The following is a 21414-nucleotide window of genomic DNA, read 5'->3' as shown; positions in this document are numbered from 1 at the left end:
GGTTATATCCCTTATTTCACTGAATAATTAAAATCAGCATCTGCGGATGCTGTATTTTGCTATATATGGTAAAATTTTAACTATGACAGAAATAGAAATTAACGATATTTTTAATAAACGTGGCGACATTAAATGAGATTATTACTTTATGTCACTTGCAAAATTAAGCGCTTTACGTTCCAAAGATCCTACAACAAAAGTAGGTGCTTGTATTGTAAATAATGATAAATATGTTATCAGTTTAGGTTACAATGGAATGCCCACAAATTATGAAGGAAACAAAAGAAAGCAAAGTGATAATGATAAAATGTTTTCTTGAGAACGTCCACAAGAACAAAATGATGTTTTAAATTCAAAATACACTTATGTTGTTCACGCTGAACAAAACGCAATCATTAATGCCAATATTACTAATTCAAAAATTGAAAAAGGCTCAACAATTTATATTACTCACTCACCTTGTTTCAATTGCGCAAAACTAATTGTTCAATCAAAAATTAAAAGAGTTGTTTTCGCGCAAGCTTACCGTCCCGATAGTGATGAATATAAAGCTAGTGAATACATTCTTCGTTCAATGGGTGTTGAAGTAAAAATGCTTGAAGAAGATTTTGACTTAGAATTTATAAAAAAATAATAGTGAATTGAATTTTCACTATTATTTACAAAGTAACGACAAGCGTTACTTTTTTTATTATTTTGCTTGTTTCATTGAACGCATAACTTGTTTGATTTGTGCTTCTGATGGCTTTCTTCCCATTTGTAAGAACATTGCACGAATCATTTTTTCATTGATTGGGGGATTTTCATCAAGTTGTCTTTTAATTTTTTTCTGTGTGAAATAAACTCCAACGAACCCTCCAATTAGTATTCCTAATGTTGCACAAATTAATGCGATTGCAACTACTCAACCTGTTGACATTTAAACTCCTTATTTTTTTCTGATTACGATTCTTTTAGCAATAAAGTAAACAATAAATGGAATAACTAAAATCACTAAAATTGATAAGAAAAATATTTTTGCTAATAAACGATTTCTTGATTGTTTGTCTTGAGCTACTTGGTTATAATCTAATGAACCTGAACCCATAAAGCTTTGGATTGAAGAAAGTTTTGCTTTTCTCATAATAGTAAAGACAATATGAAGAACGACAATACATAAAATAATAACACAAAAAATAGTTACTCAGAAAACTGGATTTGGAAATGACTCTGAAATTCAACGTTTAAAATCTAAAAGATACACAGTTCCAGAACCATCTGTATACTGAACACCATCTTTTTTAATTCATTGTTGGTCTTTTAAAGCTCAAAAGATCAATGTAAATACTCCCAAGTAAAAGACTGTTGCAATTGTAATTCAGTTTTGAGTTACTTGGTTTAAAGAAAGTTTACGATATAACAATAATACAAAGGAAGGAACATCGTTTGTACCTTGTTCAATCGAATGACGATATTCACGAATTGACATTTTTAAACTATGTAATTCAATTGAATCATTAATTAATTTTCATAAAACTAAAGCATCAAAAATTGTTAATAAAATATATCAAATAATTGGCGCTTTTGTTACTTCTTTATTTATTAAACTTGGTTTTAGCACAAATAGTGTAAACAATATTGCTGAAGCAATCAAAAGTATTAATGTTGCGGTAATATTAAAGATTTTTACACGTTTTTGACTGCGAAAAACCTTCATAATTCCATTTGGAATTTTTCCTTCTTTATCAATTGTTTTTTGATTATATGAAACAAATGATTTTGTTTCGACTGTTTTTTGAACCGGAATTTCTAATGTTTGTGTTGCACCAGATGTTGATGTTTGAGTTATATTTACATCTTTATTTTCGACTGATTTTTCTTGATTTTTTTCATTAAAAAATGGTTTTAACATATTACCCTATTTCTTTGAAGTGTCAGTTTTTAAAATTGCAAGAAAGGCTTCTTGTGGAACTTCAACACTTCCAATTGCTTTCATCCGTTTTTTTCCCGCTTTTTGTTTTTTCAATAATTTTTGACGACGAGTAACGTCTCCACCATATAGCTTAGCTGTAACGTCTTTGCGATAGGCTTTAACAGTTTCTCTTGCTATTATTTTACCACCAATTGTAGCTTGGATTGGAACTTCAAAGTTTTGCCGTGGTATAACATCTTTTAATTTTTCACAAAGTTCGCGACTTCTTTCGTATGCTGAGTCTTTGTGGACAATCATCGCTAAAGCATCAATCTTTTCTGAGTTTAGAAGAATATCAACTTTAACTAAGTCACTTTCTCTCAGTCCGATGAATTCATATTCAAATGATGCATAACCTTTTGAATAAGATTTCATTAAATCAAAGAAATCAAAAATAATTTCATTTAGAGGCAATTCATATATTAAACGACGACGTGTATCATCAATATATTCAAGGTCAATGTATTTTCCCCGTTTATTTTGACATAGCTCCATAATCGGACCTAAATAATCTTGGGGTAAGAAAATACTTGCTTTGATGTATGGTTCTTCAATAGTCTCGATGTAGTTTCGATCAGGAAGCAATGAAGGGTTAGTAATATTTAAAGTTTCACCATCAGTTTTGGTAACATAGAATTCAACGCTGGGCGCTGTTGCAATGATATCAAGATTAAACTCGCGTTCTAATCTTTCTTGCAATATTTCCATATGAAGCATTCCTAAAAACCCAATTCTAAATCCAAATCCTAAAGCTTTTGAAGTTTCTGGCTGATAAGTAATACTTGAATCAGAAAGTGAAATTTTTTCTAAAGCATCCTTTAAATCATTAAAATCACGAGTGTCTACTGGGTAAAATCCAGTATAAACAACGGGTTTTAATTTTTTATAACCTGGTAATGGTGTTGCGGCTGGTTTTTTAGCTAATGTTACAGTATCCCCAACTTGAATATCCTTAGCATCACGAATTGATGCTGCAACTCAACCTACTTCTCCGGCTTGAAGTTGTTGTCTTTTGACTTCTTTTGGTGTTCTTATTCCTAATTCAGTAACAAAAAATCTTTTATCGTTATGCATTAGTAGAATTTCATCGCCTACATTTAAAACTCCGTTAAACAGTCTAACTAACAATACAACCCCACGATAGGGATCAAAGTAAGAATCAAATACTAAAGCAGTTAAATCTTTTGTTGTATCTGCTTCTTTAGGAGCGGGAATTCTATCAATGATTGCTTGAATAACATTTTCAATTCCTAATCCAGTTTTAGCTGAAACTAAAATTGCATTACTTGCGTCGATACCAATGACGTTTTCAATTTCTTTTTTTACCATTTCAGGATCGGCTGAAGGTAAATCAATTTTGTTAATAATTGGGATAATTTCTAGATTATGTTCTAAAGCTAAGTAAACATTTGCAAGAGTTTGTGCTTCAATTCCTTGTGTTGCATCAACAAGCAATAAAACCCCTTCACATGCAGCTAAAGAACGTGAAACTTCATATGTAAAGTCAACGTGTCCTGGTGTGTCAATTAAGTGAAAAATGTAATTTTTGTACTGAATTTGGACAGCATTTAACTTAATTGTTATTCCCCGTTCACGCTCTAAATCCATTGTATCTAGATGTTGTTCTTCTAAATCACGCTTTTCGATTGCTTCAGTAAATTCTAAAATCCGGTCTGCAAGTGTACTTTTACCGTGATCAATATGGGCAATAATTGCAAAATTTCTTATTTTTTCATTTGTCATATTAGTATTAATTATAAATGATATTTATGTTTTTAAAAATGGGAATTTTTATATTAGAAATATAAAAAACCAAGCGATATCAAAAATATGATTGCTTGGCTTTGAATGTATGTTTTTTTACATTATTTGAATTTTAAATTAGTTAAAAAATTAATGTAAATAAGCTAAAGGATCAGAAGGGTCTAACACAAATGGTTCTTCTTCTAGACCTTTTAAGTATTTTGGATCAATGTATTTTCTGTCAACAACACATTGGAAATTTCAGTCTTTAAATCATTGATTTGAAATTGAGAAAAATCCTTTATTCGCAATATCAGAACCTCATGAATTTTCCACTTTTCATTTTAGAATATTACCGTTTGAATCAATATCAACACCAGTAAAATTCATTAAGTGTGTAGGTAATGTAAGTTGATAATTTAAACGATCAGCTTTTGACATTTCAATATCATAAATTGTATTTTTATAATCGTAAAGTTCTGAATCCATGATTCCTATTTTACGGTCGTGGAAACGTGCTACATCACATGCAAAAGGAACCGCAACACCGTCAAGAATCGAATCTTTTGTTGCTTTAATTAATTCATCCATTGGAACGTTTAATTGACTATTTCCAACAGCTTCATAAACACTTCTGAAATAACGTGAAGTTAAAACTTTCCCAACTGGGTGTTCTGGACGTGGATCACTAACTAAACAAACTTTGCTTTTTAATGAATCACCAATTGCTAAATCAAAGAATTCTTTTGGTGTAACATCTAAGATTTGTTGAAATTTTTTGTCTTTATCATAATATTTAAAATCAAAAGTTTGTGGCGGAATACCTAAAGATTTTGCACAAAGTGAATAAACTTCATACATTGTTTCTTTTTTAATTTTTAATAAAGAATCTTTATTTTTGTATTCTTTTCAGTCAGCACGCATTTTTGCAGCTGCTTGTTTTAGTTTAAAGTTTAGTAATGTCATTAATGAAGCAGTGTTCGAAGCTTCAAATGTATCTGGCATGATTTGTTTTGGCACAATTCCATATTTAGTAATTAATCCTAAAAATCATTCTCAGAACCCACCATCATCAGCTGGTCCGTCCATTAATTTTAAGAATAGTGGATCATAAACATCAAGCTCTAAACCATATTCAATCATGTTTTGTAAAAATGTGTTAGATTTTTCAATCTTGTCATAGAAAAGTAAGTAACTTTGACTAAATTCAATATCTTCAATATTTAATTTTTTTGCAGCTTCAATTCTTTCCATATTTAAAGAAGCAAAAATTCAGCAACGACCTGAAGATTTTTGATTGGTAATAGCACCTGAAGAAATTTCATTTGAAAAAACATGATTGTGTTTTTTTAGAACTTCATTGCTAATTACTGAATTTTTAATTCCGTTTTTTGTAATTGCGTTGGTAAGAATTAAATTTTCTTTATTTGATTGAAATTTTTCTTTAAATTCTTTTAATAACTCGTTTGTAACTGTCATAATTGCCCCTTAAAACATTGGATCTCATGGTTCTAATAAAATTGGTTCTTCTTCTAAACCTTTTAAGTATTTTGAATCAATGTATTGTTTGTCGACAACTGCTTCAAAAACATAGTCTTCAAATCATTTATCTGACATTGAAAACATTCCTTTTTTACCTTTTTCATCACCTCATGAGTTTTCAACTTTTCAGTTAATAACTTGATTGTCTTTTAAATCAGCTCCAACAAAGTTCATGGCATGATTTAAAACAACAATACCTAATTCAACTTTTTGTTTTTTACTTAAATCAGAAATTTCTGAAGCAATATTGTCATAATCATAAAGTTTATCATCAAAAATTCCGGTTTTAATGTCTTTCATTTGACTAACATCGCTACCAAACCAAACCCCTTTATTATCTAAAAGTGATTTTAATGTAGCTTTTTTTAGTTCTTCCATTGGTACGTTTAAAGAATAATTTTTTCTTTCTTCATATACAGTATTGATATATTTGCTTTCAAGAACTTTTCCATAAGGATAAATTTCTCTAGGATCAGAAATTAAAGTGACTTTATTTTCTAATTCATCACCAATAAATTTTTCATAGAAACTTTGTGGAGTTTCATTTTCTAAACGGTGGAATTTTTTATCTTTGTCATAGTAAACAAAATCAAATTCTTTTGGCGGCATTCCTAAAGCTTTGACACATAGATCATAAATTTTGTAAAGTGTTTCTTCTTTGATTTGTTGTAATTTATTATCTTGATTATTTTTATGTGCTTTTCTTAGTTCTAAGGCCCCTTTTAAAGCTATTGTATTAAGAATATTATTTAATTGATCAGTAGCTTCTGAGTGAAAAGTTTCGGGCATTGCTTGTTTTGGCACAACCCCATATTTTTTTGCAAGAGTAATTCATCATTGATAGTATCCACCATCGCTAATTGGTTCTGATAAAAATGTTTGCATTAAACGATCACTATAATCTAGTTCTAAACCATGATTAATAATATTTTGTAAAAATGTATTTGCTTTTTCCATTTTTTCTCAGAATAAGTAGTAATTTTCACTGAATTCAAAATCTTCAATATTCATTTTTTCAATAGTTTTGATTCTTGCCATGTTTAAAGAAGCGAAAATTCAGCAACGTCCTGAAGATTTTTGGTTAGTAATTGAACCTGTTTTTACTTCATTACTGAAAACAAAATCATGTTTTCTTAAAACATCATTATTAAATGCTGTTTGATTGATTCCGTTTTTAGCAACAGAATTTTTAATAACATTTGCGACTTTATCGCTTTCAAAACGTTGTTTAAATTGTTGCAATAATTGATTATCTATTTTCATTAGTACCCCATTTCATTTTCATATTCTTCTAGTGTTCCGTAGAATAAGTAGCTTGAGTGATTTTTAACTTCTAAAATAACGTTTGCAGCTTCTTTAACTAACCCACGGTTATAAGTGGTAAAAATTACACCTGAACGATATTTTTGAATTGCTTCAATTAGTGAGTCAATGCTTTCTGAGTCTAAGTGGTCAGTAGGTTGATCAAAGATTAAAAAGTTTGATTCTTCAAGCATTAATTTTGAAAACATTAATCTAGCTTTTTCTCCCCCACTTGTAACTTTAACTTTTTTAAAGACAGTATCATTTGAAAATAACATTCTTCCTAAGTATGAACGCATTCTACTGTCAGAGTTATCTTTAGTTTCTTGTGTTGAGTTTGACAAAGGTCATTGACTAATTCAGTCAATAATTGTTAAATCGTTTTGGAAATATTGATCATTGTTATTTGGATAGTAATTTGGTTTTATAGTAATACCCCAGTTAACAGTTCCGCTGGTTGGTTTTACAATTCCCATAATAATTTCTAATAATTTTGTTTTTGCAAGGTCATCATCACCGATTATTGCTAATTTTTCACCCGGTTTTAAAGTGAAACTTACATTTTCAAATAATGTTTCACCTTTATCGTTTACATAAGTTAAATTTTCAACTTCTAAAATTTGCTTTCCTGGTGCGCGATTTAAATCAAAATTAATGAATGGATATTTTCTTGATGATGGTTTAATTTCATCAATAACGATTTTTTCTAAAGCTTTTTTACGACTTGTTGCTTGACGAGATTTTGAAGCATTGGCACTGAAACGCGCAATAAATTCCTTAAGTTTTGCAGCTTGTTCTTCTTTTTTAAGATTTGCTTGTTTTTGCATTTCCATAATTAATTGACTTGATTGTTTTCAGAAGCTGTAGTTTCCTGTAAATAATCTTGCTTCATTGAAATCAATGTCAACAATATGTGTACAAACAGCATCTAGGAAATCGTTGTCGTGACTTACAACAATAACAATATTTTCGTAATCAATCAAAAAGTTTTCAAGTCACTTGATTGTTTTAAGGTCAAGGTGGTTAGTTGGTTCATCCATTACCAAAATATCTGGATTACCAAACAGTGCTTTCGCAATTAAAACCTTAACTTTTTCGTTAGCTTTTAATTTTGACATTGGTAGGTTTCATTTTTCTTCTTCAATACCTAAACCTGAAAGCAGAGTTTGAGCATCATTTTCAGCGGTTCAACCACCCATTTCACCAAATTTTTCTTCAAGATGGCTTGCTCTTTCATAATCTTCCATACTTGCTTCTGGATTCATATAAATTGCATTCTTTTCTTCTTGAATTTTGTATAAATCTTGATTACCCATAATTACAACTTCAGTAACGTTCTTATCATCAAATTCATTTTGATTTTGGCTCAATACTGAAAGACGAGCTGTTTTAGGCTTAATAACTTGTCCCGAACTTTGTTCTTCTTGCCCTGAAATTATTTTTAAAAAGGTTGATTTTCCAACTCCGTTTGCTCCGATAATTCCATATGTATTTCCAGGTAAAAATTTCAAATTCACATTCTGAAAAAGCTTTTTATCACTGAAAATTTTGCTTAAATTTTGTACTTCTAACATTTTACTCCTTTAAAAATTTACATTTTGAAATTTATTATTATATAAATAATAAAAACATTTCAATTATAGCACAATCAAGACAGCCTTTTTAAAGAACATAAAGGCTTTTAAGATACATTATTGGCTTGATAATATAAAAAAATCATTTTCATTTTCAAAAAGCATTTTGCATAATTTTTATCAACAACTTAAAAAGATTATAATTTTTAAAAAAGGAGTAAAAATGAATAAAAAATGGTTGGCTTTTAAGACTTTTTCTGGAAGTTTTACCCAAGAAAATATTGGTATTGAGGTTATTAATGATTTTTTACCAAACAAGCTTATTGATAATAAATTCCCAATCTTTGTTCCTTCATGGGGGAATGTAGGAAACAAAAAATATAAAAATGATCCTTATAAAGATAATGAACAATATAACGACATTGAAAAAATTTTTGTTTTTGAAAAAACACTTTTTCCAAAAATTTATCAATTAAAAAATATCATAAATAATCCCGGAAAATTAAAAGATATCCAAGAATATAACACAAAAATTAAGATGTTTAAATATGGCCCTAAAAATATTGCACTTAAAGATATTAAATTTGAAAATAAAGAAGAAAAATCAGTCAGCTCCAATGCTTTATTAATTAGTTATTTAATAGAATCAAAAAACTATTTAGATTTTAGAAATGAAAATATTTTTGTTTGAATACCGAATCGTAAAGATGATAATAGCTTTGAACAGGATAAGGACTTTTTTTGTAAATCAATAAAACCTGATGAAAATGATAAAAAGTGTCAAGAGAGTGTTTCGAAATTTTCCGAAACTTTATTCGGTAGAAATAATCATATTGTAAATCTTGGTAAAGACTTTGTGAAATGATACGAAAGTAAAATCAGCAAAATCGAAAAAGAACGAGAAGTAAATGAATATAAGATGCTAAAGCTTAAAAATAGCCCTAAAATCAAAGGAAGAAATTATGAAAGTATAATTCAATTCGTGGAAAAAATGAATGATGAGTTGTTGTACACAAACTTTATTACAAAAATCCTTCAAAAAAATAATGATTTACTGTTAGAATTTACAAAGTTTATAGTTAGTATGATTAAGGAAGAAACTACTAACGAGATTTTAGGGGATTTAACAATTCAGAAAAATAAAAGCGTTTTTGTTGCAGAAAAAGAAAAAAAGGGTATTGCAGACATGGTAATTCAAGGGTCAAATATTGAAATTATCATTGAAAATAAAATCCTCAGTGGAATTAATGGTATCGACAAAAATAACAAAGAACAAACACAATTAGATATATACAAAAGACATCTCCAAAATTTTAATAATAAGAAGACTTTTTTGTTTATTTTGTGTCCTGAAAGTCAAAAATCTCATTTTTCTAAATACGAAAATGATAAGAAAGTTAATGCTGTTTTAAGTTACAAATGCATATTAGATTTCTTTGAACAAAATATTAAATTCATCGATAAAAAATTTAGAAAGGAATTTCTTTACATTCTTAAATTCCAAGCCTTAACAATTGAAGAAAAAAATAAGCAAAGGTTTTACGAAGTTTTAAACAAAAAATAATCTTTGCTTGTTTTTGGTGCATATTTTTATTTTTTTATATTTTAATAAAGTTATAATATTTAAGATTAAAAAAGAAATGTTTCTTTTTTTAATATTTTTATACAAAACATTTAGAAAGGTACAATATGGAAAGAAAATTTTCAGAACAAGAAATTGTAAGACGCGAAAAAATTGCTGAATTAGAAAAAATCAATAAAAAAGCTTTCAGTCTTGCTATTCCTGCTACACACACAGCTCAAGATATTCACAATGAATTTGAACAATTTAGTCGTGAAGAATTAGAGTCTCAAGCTAAGAAACTTTCAGTAAATGGTAGAATCATGGCAAAACGTGGACCTTTTTTAGTTCTACATGACCGTGAAAATTCTATTCAAATTTATATAGACAAAAAACAACTAGATGAAACTCAAGCAGAATTATTAAAACTACTAGATTTAGGAGACATTATTTTTGCTGAAGGATTTGTGTCTAAAACCCACACAGGAGAATTAATGGTTAAAGCTTCAAAATTTGAACTTTTAACAAAATCATTAAGACCTCTTCCTGACAAATTCCATGGTCTTGTTGACCAAGAAGAAAGATATCGTCGTCGTTACGTTGACTTAACAGTTAACAAAGACACAAAAAGAACATTTATGCTTCGTTCAAAAATTATTTCTTCAGTACGTCGTTACTTTGACTCTAATGGTTATTTAGAAGTTGATACACCTGTTTTACAACCAATTCTAGGTGGAGCAGCTGCTAAACCTTTCACAACATACTACAACGCTTTATCAAGTGACTTTTACTTAAGAATTGCAACTGAACTACCACTTAAAAAATGTTTAGTTGGTGGACTTGAAAGAGTTTATGAAATTGGTCGTATCTTCCGTAATGAAGGTGTTGACACAACTCACAACCCTGAATTTACTTCAATCGAATTTTATGAAGCTCATTCAAACATGGAAGGAATGATGCACCGTTGTGAAGAGCTATTCAATTTCCTAGCAAATGAATTAGGATTTGAAACAGTTAACTTTGCTGGACAAAACATTTCTTTCAAAGCTCCTTTCAAACGTATCAACATGATTGATGCAGTTAGCGAAGCAGTTGGTGTTGATGTTAGAACTTTAAATGATGAACAAGCAATTGAATTAGCTAAAAAACACGGTGTTAAAGTTGAAAAATACTTTAAACTAGGACACGTAATTAATGAATTATTCGAAAAATACATTGAAGAAACATTAATTCAACCAACTTTCGTTTGAGGACACCCAATTGAAATCAGTCCTTTAGCAGCAAAAATGCCAGAAGATCCTCGTTTCACATTAAGAGCTGAATTATTCATCAACAAAAAAGAATTTGCTAACATGTTTACCGAATTAACTGACCCTATTGATCAATTACAACGTTTCGAATCACAATTAGAAGAAAGAGAATCAGGAAACGATGAAGCAAATGAAATTGACTGAGATTTCGTTGAAGCCTTAGAATACGGAATGCCACCTGCAGGTGGATGTGGAATTGGAATTGACCGTTTAGTAATGTTATTAACTGAAAACGAATCAATTCGTGAAGTTCTATTATTCCCACAATTAAAAAATCTCCCTAATAGAGATTAATAAAAAGTTGACAATTAACTTGTCAACTTTTTTCTTTCTTTTTTAACTATATTGAGGTTTTGAACTAGCTTTTAAAAAAGCTAAACATTTGCTTAAAGTTATAAATTTAAACGCAACAAATAAATATGCTTTTATAAGTTTTTGTTCTTTTTTACTCTAAGTAAGGTTTAATAGATTTTAACATTGATATTAAGATATTTTTTATGAAACCATAGTACAAGAAAAACAAAACTAATAATGGAAATATTACTGTTGGAAAAAGAATTTCAGTATTAGTTCTTTTTGAATTTTTTTAAGTCTTAGTTATTATTATCAGCTAAATATCATATGAAGAAGAAAAAAGATAAAAAATACGACAAATGAGTAAAAAATACTGTTTGTAACTCTTCTGGAACTTAGTTTTTAAATTATTTTTTTATTTCTTAAGAAGTTTTAAACATTATTCATATCAGAATCTATTTATTTTTAGCTTCGTTATGCATCCATCAAATATTTTTTCTTATTTTTTATATGTGTTCAATCTAGTTTGAATCATTTATATTATAATAGGTCCGTCATTCTTAAAAGTTTATGTATATTTTTCTTTCTTTTAAAACGAATCATGTAAACATAAGATATTTATTTATGGCTGTCAAAATCTTTGTGCAGAGGCTTAAATCGATGATGTAATGTCGCTAATTCCAATCCAAGAACTGATGTCCTTTACCTTTTAAGCATTTGTAATTCATTCTTCAGAAAGCGCTTAGAAAGGAATGAAATTATTTGTGGATTTAAATATATTTCTTATCCTTTCTTTATATCTTGTTATTCTTGTTATATGTGCTTGAAAATTATCTTCTGAATATTTTCAGTGTCGATTTTTAATCTTTTTGCTTAAGATTAACTTAAGTTCAGATGAATATTTTTCTCTTTGTTACAAATAATTATAATATTCTTAATTATTATGTATAAAATAGTACACAAAAAATTGAGATTTAATTATAAACTTTTTATTTTGTCTTTTTGCTACCTTGAAATTTAGGCATTATTTTTAAAAAGTTTAAATATTGGTTTAAAGTTATAAATTTAAACGCAACAAATAAATATGCCGTTATTTTATATAAAAAAACCATATTTGTGTATTACGTTTCAGTCTTTTGTTGCTTTTTATAAAGTTATTATCTTGTCAAAGTTATATTGTTGTGGGTTAGTAATATGATGGGAAACCATAATTAAAGTTTTATTTTGTTTCAATATATTTTTTAGAATTTGTTCGCGGTGTTTTTGATCTATGTTACTGATAACTTCATCTAAAATGTAAATATCTTTATTTTTGTAAAAAGCATTTGCTAGCTTTAATCTTTGCATTTGCCCTTCAGAAATATTGTCTTGTTTTAAGTCAAAATCAATTAAAAATTCTTCTTTAATTAAGTTAAGTTTTTCAATATCTAAAATGTCGTCTTCAACAATCGCTTTGTCTATATCATCATTTAATTTGTTTATAGTTGTATTTTTAGAAACAAATTCAATCTGATTTTCTAGTGATAAACTCGAATTATATTCAATATTATTAATGCTTGCCTGCCCTTCGTATTCTTGATTGATATTCATGATTATATCAAGCAATGTCGACTTGCCTTTTCCAGATTCACCTCTAACTAAAATCATGTCTTTAGCATTAATTTCTAGATTGAAATCCTTAAATATTTGTTTTGAATCATCATATTTTAAATTAATGTTTTGAAGTTTTATGTTTGTAAAAGAATCAAGAGTTAATAATTCTTTATTTTGAAGACTATTCAAGAAATCATTAGTTTGTTTTGCCATATGTTTTACTTGTCCAAAACTTAAACTAATTTTTATTAATTGATCAACAAAAGATTGAATTTGCACGAAGTGAATTATTGAAAAAATAACAACAGCTAAGGTTAAAAAATTGTTTTTATAGAAAACAATTGAACAAATTAAAACAATTCCTAAAAATAATCAACTTGTAACATTTTTAATAAACGTATAAGTTGAATCATAATTTTTAAATTTATTTTCTAAGTGATAGTATTCTTTTAAACCTTTATTAAAATGTGTAATTAATAACTCTTTTTTATTAGCATAAACAAAGGTTGTTAAAACATTTAAAATTTCTTGGACTTTATTAAGCAATCTTGAATTATTCTTAGCTTGCCTAGAAAGTACTGAGCTATAAAAGATGTTATATACAAAACCTAAAAATACTTGAATGAGTGCAATACCGATAAAAACTAAAAGAATTTGTCATGATAGAAATGAATAAAGTATTATTACACCAATTAAAGTTGGAATTAAAGTAAAAAGTACTGAATACATTATTTGAAACTGTGCTAACATATTCCCGTTTTTTTCAAGAATACTGGTTATCTCAGCAGATGAAATATTTTTAAGACTTCTTGGATGTTTTTGTGATATTTCTTTAAAAATATCATTGCGAATATGTAAGTGTGAAAAGTAAATTATTTTCATATATAAAATATTATTTGCATAAAGTAAGACAATATCTAAAAGCATTAGACCAGCTAATATTGATGCATTGATAATAATGTTTTGAACTGATGAATCATTAAATTTTTCAATATTATTTTTTGTTTTATATGTGTCAATTATTAAATTAAAAGTTTGCTTTTGTAATTCTTTATCACTATTATGAATACTTTGATGACAAATTTGACATAAAGGAATTACATTAATTAAATTGTGAATTTTGTTCCAGTCCAAAATTTGACTTTTATCACTATTATAAAATTCTTTTTTGAAAAAACTTCTTGGTACAAAATGATGAAAATCAACAGGTACATTTAAATTTGTTCCCTTTAAATTTTCTCTTGTTTTTTGTCAATTCATTGATGTGCGACAGTTATTGGGATTAACTGAATGAATCGCGCAAGAAAAATTAAAATCACGTAAAAGTTTTTCTTTTACTCATAAAGGTATTGATGGATCACTCTTTTTTGTTTGTGATGATTCTGAAAAATTTAATAATAAATCATCAAAAATTTTTTCAGAACTGCTCTTATAGTTATAAAATAATTCTTCCGAAAAATCCTTGTCGTTTAAAGTTAAAAAAATGAATTTATTAGTTTCCGGACTGTTTTTTGTCTGAAAATTTTTATATTGAAATCCAGAATATTGCGAAAACATTTCTAAATCTTCATAGTTAAAATTTAAAAAACTATTCGATGAACCTAAACTATGACTATATTTTAAAAATCAATTACTTAACAAAATTATGTGTGTTATGTCTTTGTTAATATTTTTATAAGAAGAAACAAGGAATAAATCTTTAGTCCCTTCATTTACAGCAGATTTTAAGAATGCATCAGATCTTATTCTTACTCTATTTGGTTGAGTTTTTAAAGATAAAGATGTTACATTTGCTCTTAAATATTTAATATTATTTTCTTCGAGAAATTTATAAAAATTGCATTTCAAAAATTCTTTTGTATTAACTTTTTATTTTATCAATTTTTTAGTATAAATTGCATATAAGGTGTTTTCGTTAATTTTTTTTAACATAATATAAATTATGCTATAATTCGCAAAAAAAAGTTAAAAAAAATAAGGAAATTAATTCAATAATTAAAACAAAAATATTTTAATTTTTTAAATAGTTTCTCATTTTACACAATATTATAAAAACATAAAAAAACTGACTATTGGTCAGTCTTTTCGTTTTTTTTGTCAAGTTTTTCAAATTTTTTAATCATTTTGGTAAATCATCTTGGATAACCTGAAAAATTACTATCACCTAAATTTTGTGTTTTAATTTCTTTATATAAATTATATGCGTCATCCTTTAAATCGTTTTTTGATTTCAAGAATGTAAAAACAAAGATAAAAACAAATGCTAAAGCCAGAATAACTAAAATCGAAACAACTGAAACAATTTTTAAAGTTTTATACTCAGTGCCCCATTGAGCAAAAGTCCCAATTCCTTGAAAAATGGATGCAGCTGTACTAATGATAATTACAATTGTTGCTAGAAAAGTAAAAATTTGCATTCGATTTTGAGTAGCAATTCTAAAGAGTTGTTTTTTAAGATCAGTAACTCTTTTGCTTTCTTCAAATTCGGACTTAATTGAAATAAAAAGATTGTTTTGATCGTTAATTAGTTTTTCTATTTCTGATAAAGTTTTCTTAACTTTAAATTTTTTACAAATTGCTTCATAAAATTCTTGTTCCAAATCATCATCGGAAACAATATCAAAGTTTAATGAATAAATATTTGTTTTGGCTCTATTACTTTTTTCAATAAATTCTTGATAATTCTTGATTATTTTTTGCTCTGGATCTTCAGAAATTATTTCTTTATTTAAATTATTGTTATTATTTTTCTTGATAGATAGTATTTTTTTATTTTTGCGATAAGTATTATCTTGATTTTTATATTTACAAAATTCATTATATTGTGCAGTTATGTCACTGATTATGTTCAGCTCTTCAAGGTTTTGGTCATTTACTGTTTTTTGAATAAAAGCAAGCAATAAAATTGCGTAGTAATCACCTTGATATTTAAAATAAACATCCTTATAAAGTGAAAGAAAGGTGATTGTTTTTTCTCCGAATAAAAATTTGATATTTTTTGAATCAATTTGCAAAAGTTTTTCTTTGTTTCAATGTTGATTATAGTTGCTAATTGTTTTATTAATTGCCTGACTATATAATTGTTCAATTTTTTGTTCTTCGGAAACCTCTTCCCACAAATATAAATAATTAATTGCTTTTCGAGCTAAAAATTTCATTAAATCATTTGAAACAATATTAACATCAAATATTTCTTTTACAAGACTTTCGATGTTTTTTCAAGACATCTCGTGAAAGTCACAATCCTGTTTAAAATGTGATTCAACTTCTAAAAAAGTAACATTAAATTTAGTTTTAATAATCGAAAAGTCAACTAAATAATTAGTTGCAACATTATGATTTTCTTCCTTATAAGAATAAATATCTGAAAATAAACTCTTTTTGGAATTTAAATTAAATGAAAGTTTATTTGTGATTAAACTATTTTTAAGATAAAAAGTGCTTATATTAATTGGTTCAAATTTTGCATTATCAAAGTATTTGTGATTTAATCACTCTTTTTTAATAGGAATTAAAGTGCGATAACTTGCAATAAATTTCGTTTTTGAGTCATTATTTGTCATAAATAAATTCTATAATGAAACCATAAATAACCTAAAAACTTATCAAAAAAAAACAACCTTAAGCGGTTGTTTATTCAAATCTTCGCATTTTTGCTTGATTTTTAAAGTGTTTTTTCATTCATTCAATTGCATGTTTTAATGTAAATAAAATGATTGTATAGATTGGAATTTCAATTAAAGTTTTAAACATAATTGGAATCATAAAATAGAAATAATATTCATCATATGATCAAGGATTTGACTTTACAAAATAACGATTCATAAATGTTATATATGCAAAAGGTCCTCATAATCAACGATATAAAACAATAATTAGAAATACAGTAATTAAAATTACAAATAATGTTTTGGCTGAAGATTTTTTGTTAACATTCTTGTTAAAGAATCCAACAAAAAATGATCCTGTCGCGATTGTTCAAATAAATAAAATTGAAATAATCGAAACAATCATAACAATATTAATACTGATTAATTTTGGATTTTTTCTTTTCATTCCTGATTGAATATTGTTTTGTTGTGTTGCTAAAAAGGCAATAAAAACAATGGTTAAAACAAAAATAATTGCAAAACCTATTATTCACAATAACTTTTCATTTTTTAAATCTTTTAATTTAAAAATAGCTCAGGAAGTGATTGCGATTAAAACCGGAACAATTGCATAAGCAAACATATAGAATTGAATTCCATAAATTAGCTGCGTAAATAAGTCACATAAAAAAGCTAATATTGATCCTTTTATTGGGCCTAAAATAATTCCAAAAACAACAAATACTGCATAGGTAATTGAAATTTTTAAAGCATGTGGAAACACATATCTTTCAAATGTTTCGATAATAAAATAAAGAGCTAATAAAAGCCCAAAAACAGCAATATCGTAAATGCTTAATTTAAACTCTTTACGAAATCATTGCTTAATTCTGTTTGTTTTTGTTTGACTATTTTCCATTTAACATTTCTACCAATGTTGGAATCATCGGAACATTTGAATAATTATTTTTCTTAGCGACAGCTGCAATGTCTATATGAATTAAGTCAACGTCTTCCCTAAACTCGTTTAAAAACATTGCTGCTGTACATGATCCAGCATCACCTGATAAATCAGAATTATATAAATCGGCAATTTTTGATTTTTTAAGACCTAGTGAATATTGTTCATCCATTGGCATTCTTCAGATTAATTCAAAAGCATTTTTTGAAGCTTGTAGCATTTGGTTATAAAAGTTATCATCAGTCGCAAAAACACCACAATATGTGTCACCTAAAGCTGACTGAATTGCTCCTGTTAAGGTGGCAATATCAATTAATTTTGTTGCTTTTAAATTTCTAATCGCAAAAGTTAAACCATCAGCTAAAACTAAACGCCCTTCAGCATCGGTGTTATTAACTTCGACACTTTTTCCATTCATTGACACAAAAACACTGTCAGGAACAGTAGCTTTTGCATTAACACGGTTGTCAGTTAGCAATAAAACTGCACTAACGTTTTGTTTAGCTTTTATTTTCGCTAAAGCTTCGACACTAAATGCAGCAACAACACTACCTGTCATATCGTATTTCATGCCCGGCATACCTTTTTTTGTTTTAATTTGGTATCCACCCGCATCAAAAGTAATTCCTTTACCAACTAAGACAGTTCTGTTTTTGTCATTCGCATCATATGTGTAATCAATAACAACTAATCTAGCTTCATGATTAGAACCTTCATTTACACTTAAAAATAAATTCATTTTTAAGTCTTGAATTTGTTTTTTGTCGTAGACTGAAACTGTTACATTTTCAATGTTTTGTTCTGCGAAATTTTTTACAATTTCATTTGCTAAAAATTCAGAATTAGCAATATTTGGAGCCATTGCTTGGTAGTAGCGAGCTTTATTTTGTGCTAAAGCGATTTCAATTGATTTTTGAGCAACTGGCATTAATTCTTGTTTTTTAATTAATAACTTGTGGTTTAGAAGTTCATTTTGTTGTTCAGTTTTTAAACTAAATGTTTTATATAAACCATATTGGATTCCATAACTAAAAATCTTAGTTAAGTCTTCAAGATTAATATTTGAAGTTTTAAATGAAGCGACATCGATAATATATTCACGATTAGCAATAATTGGTAATGATTTAGCGAAGTTTAAATATTGTTCTGGTTTGATAGTTGATTGAGTTGGCAAGTATACATAAGCTATTTTCTTTTGAACGTCTTCACGAATATAAAAATCGACAAAAGGGTTTTTCTTAGGATAAAATTTTGCTTCTAAAGTTCAACTTTGTTTAGCAATACTATTAACAATTTCTAACATTAACGACCTACTTTCAATTTAATATATTCAACTAATGTATAAAGAAGTTCACCCTGCGGAACTAAATTACGATCAGCTGTTCCAGCAACATCACAGTGAATAAAATCCACATCTCCGGCAAATTCTTTTAAAAACATTGCAGCAGTATTACAATCACTTAACTCGTTGTTTGAATAATTATTTAAATCTGCAACTTTTGATTCTTTATTAAATTTATGAAAATCTTCATGCATTGGCATTCTTCAAACTTTTTCTTTTGATTTTTGTGAAGCTTGTTCAAAAAGTTCTCACTCTTTATCACTTGTCGAATAAATTCCACTATAAACACTTCCAAGAGCTTTAACAATTGTTCCTGTTAAAGTTGCAACGTCAATAATAGTACTTGATTTTAGTACATCTTTTGCATATGTGATTCCATCAGCTAAAACTAAACGTCCTTCAGCATCTGTATCAACAACTTCAACTGTTTTCCCTGACATTGATTTATAAACACTTTCAGGTAAAGACGGATCTCCGTTAGTACGATTATCAGTAATCATCATAATAGCACTAACATTAATATTCAATTTTTGTTGTGCGATTGTTTTTAAAACATAAGCAACAATTGCACTACCTGACATATCATATTTCATTCCTTCCATGAAATATCCTTTAGTGTTAACACCACCAGTGTCAAAAGTAATTCCTTTTCCTACTAATGTAATTCTTTTTTTATTGTTTTTCTTTGGAGTGTAATTAATTACAACTACACGAGGTTGATAAGTTGAACCACGATTAACGCTTGTCATTAATCCCATTCCATATTCATTAATTTCTTTACTTCCTAAAACATTAACTTCTAAGCAACGTAATGAACGGAAATCTTTTTCAATAAAATCAGCTAATCATTCGCTGTTGCAAACATTTGGTGGTGTAATTTGTAAATCACGAACCGCTGTAATGTTTTCCACTAAATTAACTAAATATTTTGAATATTTGCGATATTTAGTATCCTCGTGAAATAGTTTAATTTTTGGTAATTTTTCTTCGTCTTTTTCGCTTTTTTCATTATAAATTTTTGCGAATTTTAACGCGTATCTTAAGTGAAACGCTCTTAAAACATCCTCGAAAGTAATATAATCATTAATAAAGGATTGAATATCTACTTGAATTGATTCAACAATTTTATCTAATAATGAATCAACAGCAACTGTTAATTGATAATATGTTTTAATTTCATCAACATAAAAATATCTTTTATTATTTACTAAATCTTCAGTGATATGGTGTTTTTTTCTTACAACAAAATCTTCAACTTCTTGACCTTTATAAACGGCATAAAGAGTTGGTTGTTTTGTTGATTTGTAATTTGCATATTCTTTTAACATTTCATAACCCCCTTTTTTGGTTAATTTAAATATTAATTAATTTTACTATTTTTCTAAAAAAATACACAAAAATTTTTTAATATATTCAAAAACAAACCAAAAAAGGTTAATTTTTTAAATTTTTATACCATTTTAACTCCTTAAAATGCTAAAAAATGAAAAAAATCATTCAAAAAAAAGGTTTTTATATTTATTTTTTTGTATATTTATTTCAAAATAACAAAAAAAATAGTTTTTTTAGCTAAAAAACTATATAAATAGCTAATAAAATAAAAATTTTTTTATTTTTAAAAATAATAAAAAAACATTAAAATTTAATTATTATGAAAAATAAATATATTAATAAACTAGATTTAAAACAAACTCAATTCGCAATAGAAAAATTAAAAGAATTTTTTGCAACCGAACTTAAAAGACAACTTAACTTAACAAGAGTTTCTGCTCCTTTATTTTTAACAAAAGAAAGTGGGCTTAATGACAATCTTAACGGTGAAAGCGCCGTAAGCTTTATGGCAAGAGGTTTCGATAAAGAACTTGAAGTTGTTCACTCGCTTGCAAAATGAAAAAGATTTGCATTAAAAAAATATAATTTTTTACCTTGAGAAGGTATTTATACTGATATGAACGCCATAAGAAGAGAAGAAGATTTGGACAATACTCACTCTTTTTATGTTGATCAATGAGATTGAGAACTAATTATTGAAAAACAAGATAGAACTCTTGACACTTTAAAACAAATAGTTTTTAAAATTTACCAAGTTTTGAAGGATACTGAAAACGATATTAATAACTTATATCCACAACTTTCTAAAAAACTTGTTAATAATATTCATTTTATTAGTAGTTATGATTTATACCAACTTTATCCAAATCTAACTGCTAATGAAAGAGAAAATGAAATCGCCAAAAAATACAAATCAGTATTTATTTATCAAATTGGTGATATTTTACCAGATCAAAAACCTCATTCAGCGCGTGCAAAAGATTATGATGACTGAAATTTAAACGGTGATTTGATCGTTTGAGATGAAATTAATCAACATGCTTTAGAATTAAGCAGTATGGGAATTAGAGTCGATCGAGATGCTTTAATTAGACAATATAATCTAAAGCCAGAAGAAATTCAAAAAAATAGCCCCTTCCACAAACAATTGATTGACAATGAGCTTCCGTTTACCATCGGTGGTGGAATTGGTCAAAGTCGAATTTCAATGTTTTTATTAGAAAAAAGACACATTGGTGAAGTTCAAGTAAGTGTTTGAGACGAAAACAATAGCAAAATGGCTCAAGACGAGAATTTTACACTGCTTTAGTAGTTTTTAT

Annotated in this window: 15 protein-coding genes; 4 read left to right on the top strand and 11 right to left on the bottom strand. The window is 27.3% G+C overall.

What is annotated here, in order from left to right; translation table 4 throughout:
• The first annotated feature begins 82 nt into the window (after window positions 1-82).
• Entirely contained in the window at window positions 83-634 is a 552-nt protein-coding gene (locus tag JV175_RS01870) for a deoxycytidylate deaminase (RefSeq protein ID WP_308699421.1), read from the top strand.
• 57 nt (window positions 635-691) lie between these two features.
• Here JV175_RS01870 and JV175_RS04110 read toward each other — a convergent pair whose 3' ends face one another.
• The 6 genes from JV175_RS04110 to JV175_RS04375 form a co-directional block, all read right to left on the bottom strand.
• Window positions 692-919, bottom strand: a complete 228-nt coding sequence (locus JV175_RS04110) for a YneF family protein (RefSeq protein WP_205498770.1) — start codon at window positions 917-919, stop codon at window positions 692-694.
• A gap of 9 nt (window positions 920-928) precedes the next feature.
• On the bottom strand, window positions 929-1891 hold the full coding sequence (locus tag JV175_RS01860; protein WP_205498768.1) for an MSC_0882 family membrane protein: 963 nt from the start codon (window positions 1889-1891) through the stop codon (window positions 929-931).
• A gap of 6 nt (window positions 1892-1897) precedes the next feature.
• Entirely contained in the window at window positions 1898-3694 is a 1797-nt protein-coding gene (gene lepA / locus JV175_RS01855) for a translation elongation factor 4 (RefSeq protein ID WP_205498766.1), read from the bottom strand.
• A gap of 150 nt (window positions 3695-3844) precedes the next feature.
• Complete coding sequence (locus tag JV175_RS01850) at window positions 3845-5173, bottom strand: C1 family peptidase (protein WP_205498764.1); 1329 nt, start codon at window positions 5171-5173, stop codon at window positions 3845-3847.
• A 9-nt stretch (window positions 5174-5182) separates the two neighbouring features.
• The gene (locus JV175_RS01845; protein ID WP_205498762.1) at window positions 5183-6499 is read right to left on the bottom strand and encodes a C1 family peptidase; all 1317 of its coding nucleotides are present in this window, start codon (window positions 6497-6499) and stop codon (window positions 5183-5185) included.
• Window positions 6499-8112 carry an ABC-F family ATP-binding cassette domain-containing protein gene (locus JV175_RS04375; RefSeq protein ID WP_205498760.1) on the bottom strand — a complete coding sequence of 538 codons (1614 nt, stop codon included), beginning with the start codon at window positions 8110-8112 and terminating at the stop codon, window positions 6499-6501. Before JV175_RS04375 ends, JV175_RS01845 begins: the two co-directional genes overlap by 1 nt.
• A 223-nt stretch (window positions 8113-8335) precedes the next feature.
• On the opposite strand from JV175_RS04375, the gene JV175_RS01835 reads away from it, so the two are divergent.
• Window positions 8336-9676 carry a PD-(D/E)XK nuclease family protein gene (locus tag JV175_RS01835; RefSeq protein ID WP_205498758.1) on the top strand — a complete coding sequence of 447 codons (1341 nt, stop codon included), beginning with the start codon at window positions 8336-8338 and terminating at the stop codon, window positions 9674-9676.
• 125 nt (window positions 9677-9801) lie between these two features.
• A complete protein-coding gene (lysS, locus tag JV175_RS01830; RefSeq protein WP_205498756.1) occupies window positions 9802-11277 on the top strand; it encodes a lysine--tRNA ligase in 1476 nt (491 codons plus the stop codon).
• 1146 nt (window positions 11278-12423) lie between these two features.
• Here the strand turns inward: lysS and JV175_RS04370 are convergent.
• The 5 genes from JV175_RS04370 to JV175_RS04185 form a co-directional block, all read right to left on the bottom strand.
• Window positions 12424-14718, bottom strand: coding sequence for an ATP-binding cassette domain-containing protein (locus JV175_RS04370; protein WP_205498754.1), 2295 nt, complete (start codon window positions 14716-14718; stop codon window positions 12424-12426).
• 221 nt (window positions 14719-14939) lie between these two features.
• The gene (locus JV175_RS01820; protein ID WP_205498752.1) at window positions 14940-16433 is read right to left on the bottom strand and encodes a hypothetical protein; all 1494 of its coding nucleotides are present in this window, start codon (window positions 16431-16433) and stop codon (window positions 14940-14942) included.
• A 70-nt stretch (window positions 16434-16503) separates the two neighbouring features.
• Window positions 16504-17379, bottom strand: a complete 876-nt coding sequence (locus JV175_RS01815) for an ECF transporter S component (RefSeq protein ID WP_205498750.1) — start codon at window positions 17377-17379, stop codon at window positions 16504-16506.
• Window positions 17369-18724 (bottom strand): M17 family metallopeptidase, encoded by a 1356-nt coding sequence (locus JV175_RS01810; protein ID WP_205498748.1) that lies wholly within the window; start codon window positions 18722-18724, stop codon window positions 17369-17371. The genes JV175_RS01815 and JV175_RS01810 overlap by 11 nt, the downstream gene beginning before the upstream one ends.
• The gene (locus tag JV175_RS04185; protein ID WP_205498746.1) at window positions 18724-20091 is read right to left on the bottom strand and encodes a M17 family metallopeptidase; all 1368 of its coding nucleotides are present in this window, start codon (window positions 20089-20091) and stop codon (window positions 18724-18726) included. The genes JV175_RS01810 and JV175_RS04185 overlap by 1 nt, the downstream gene beginning before the upstream one ends.
• Before the next feature lie 323 nt (window positions 20092-20414).
• On the opposite strand from JV175_RS04185, the gene asnA reads away from it, so the two are divergent.
• Window positions 20415-21404, top strand: a complete 990-nt coding sequence (asnA, locus tag JV175_RS01800) for an aspartate--ammonia ligase (protein ID WP_205498744.1) — start codon at window positions 20415-20417, stop codon at window positions 21402-21404.
• The last annotated feature ends 10 nt before the right edge of the window (window positions 21405-21414 follow it).

Source organism: [Mycoplasma] gypis, assembly GCF_016924775.1.
Classification (GTDB): domain Bacteria; phylum Bacillota_I; class Bacilli_A; order Mycoplasmatales; family Metamycoplasmataceae; genus Metamycoplasma; species Metamycoplasma gypis.
The sequence above is the reverse complement of the archived record's forward strand: the minus strand, read 5'-3'. Positions and strand labels throughout refer to the sequence as shown.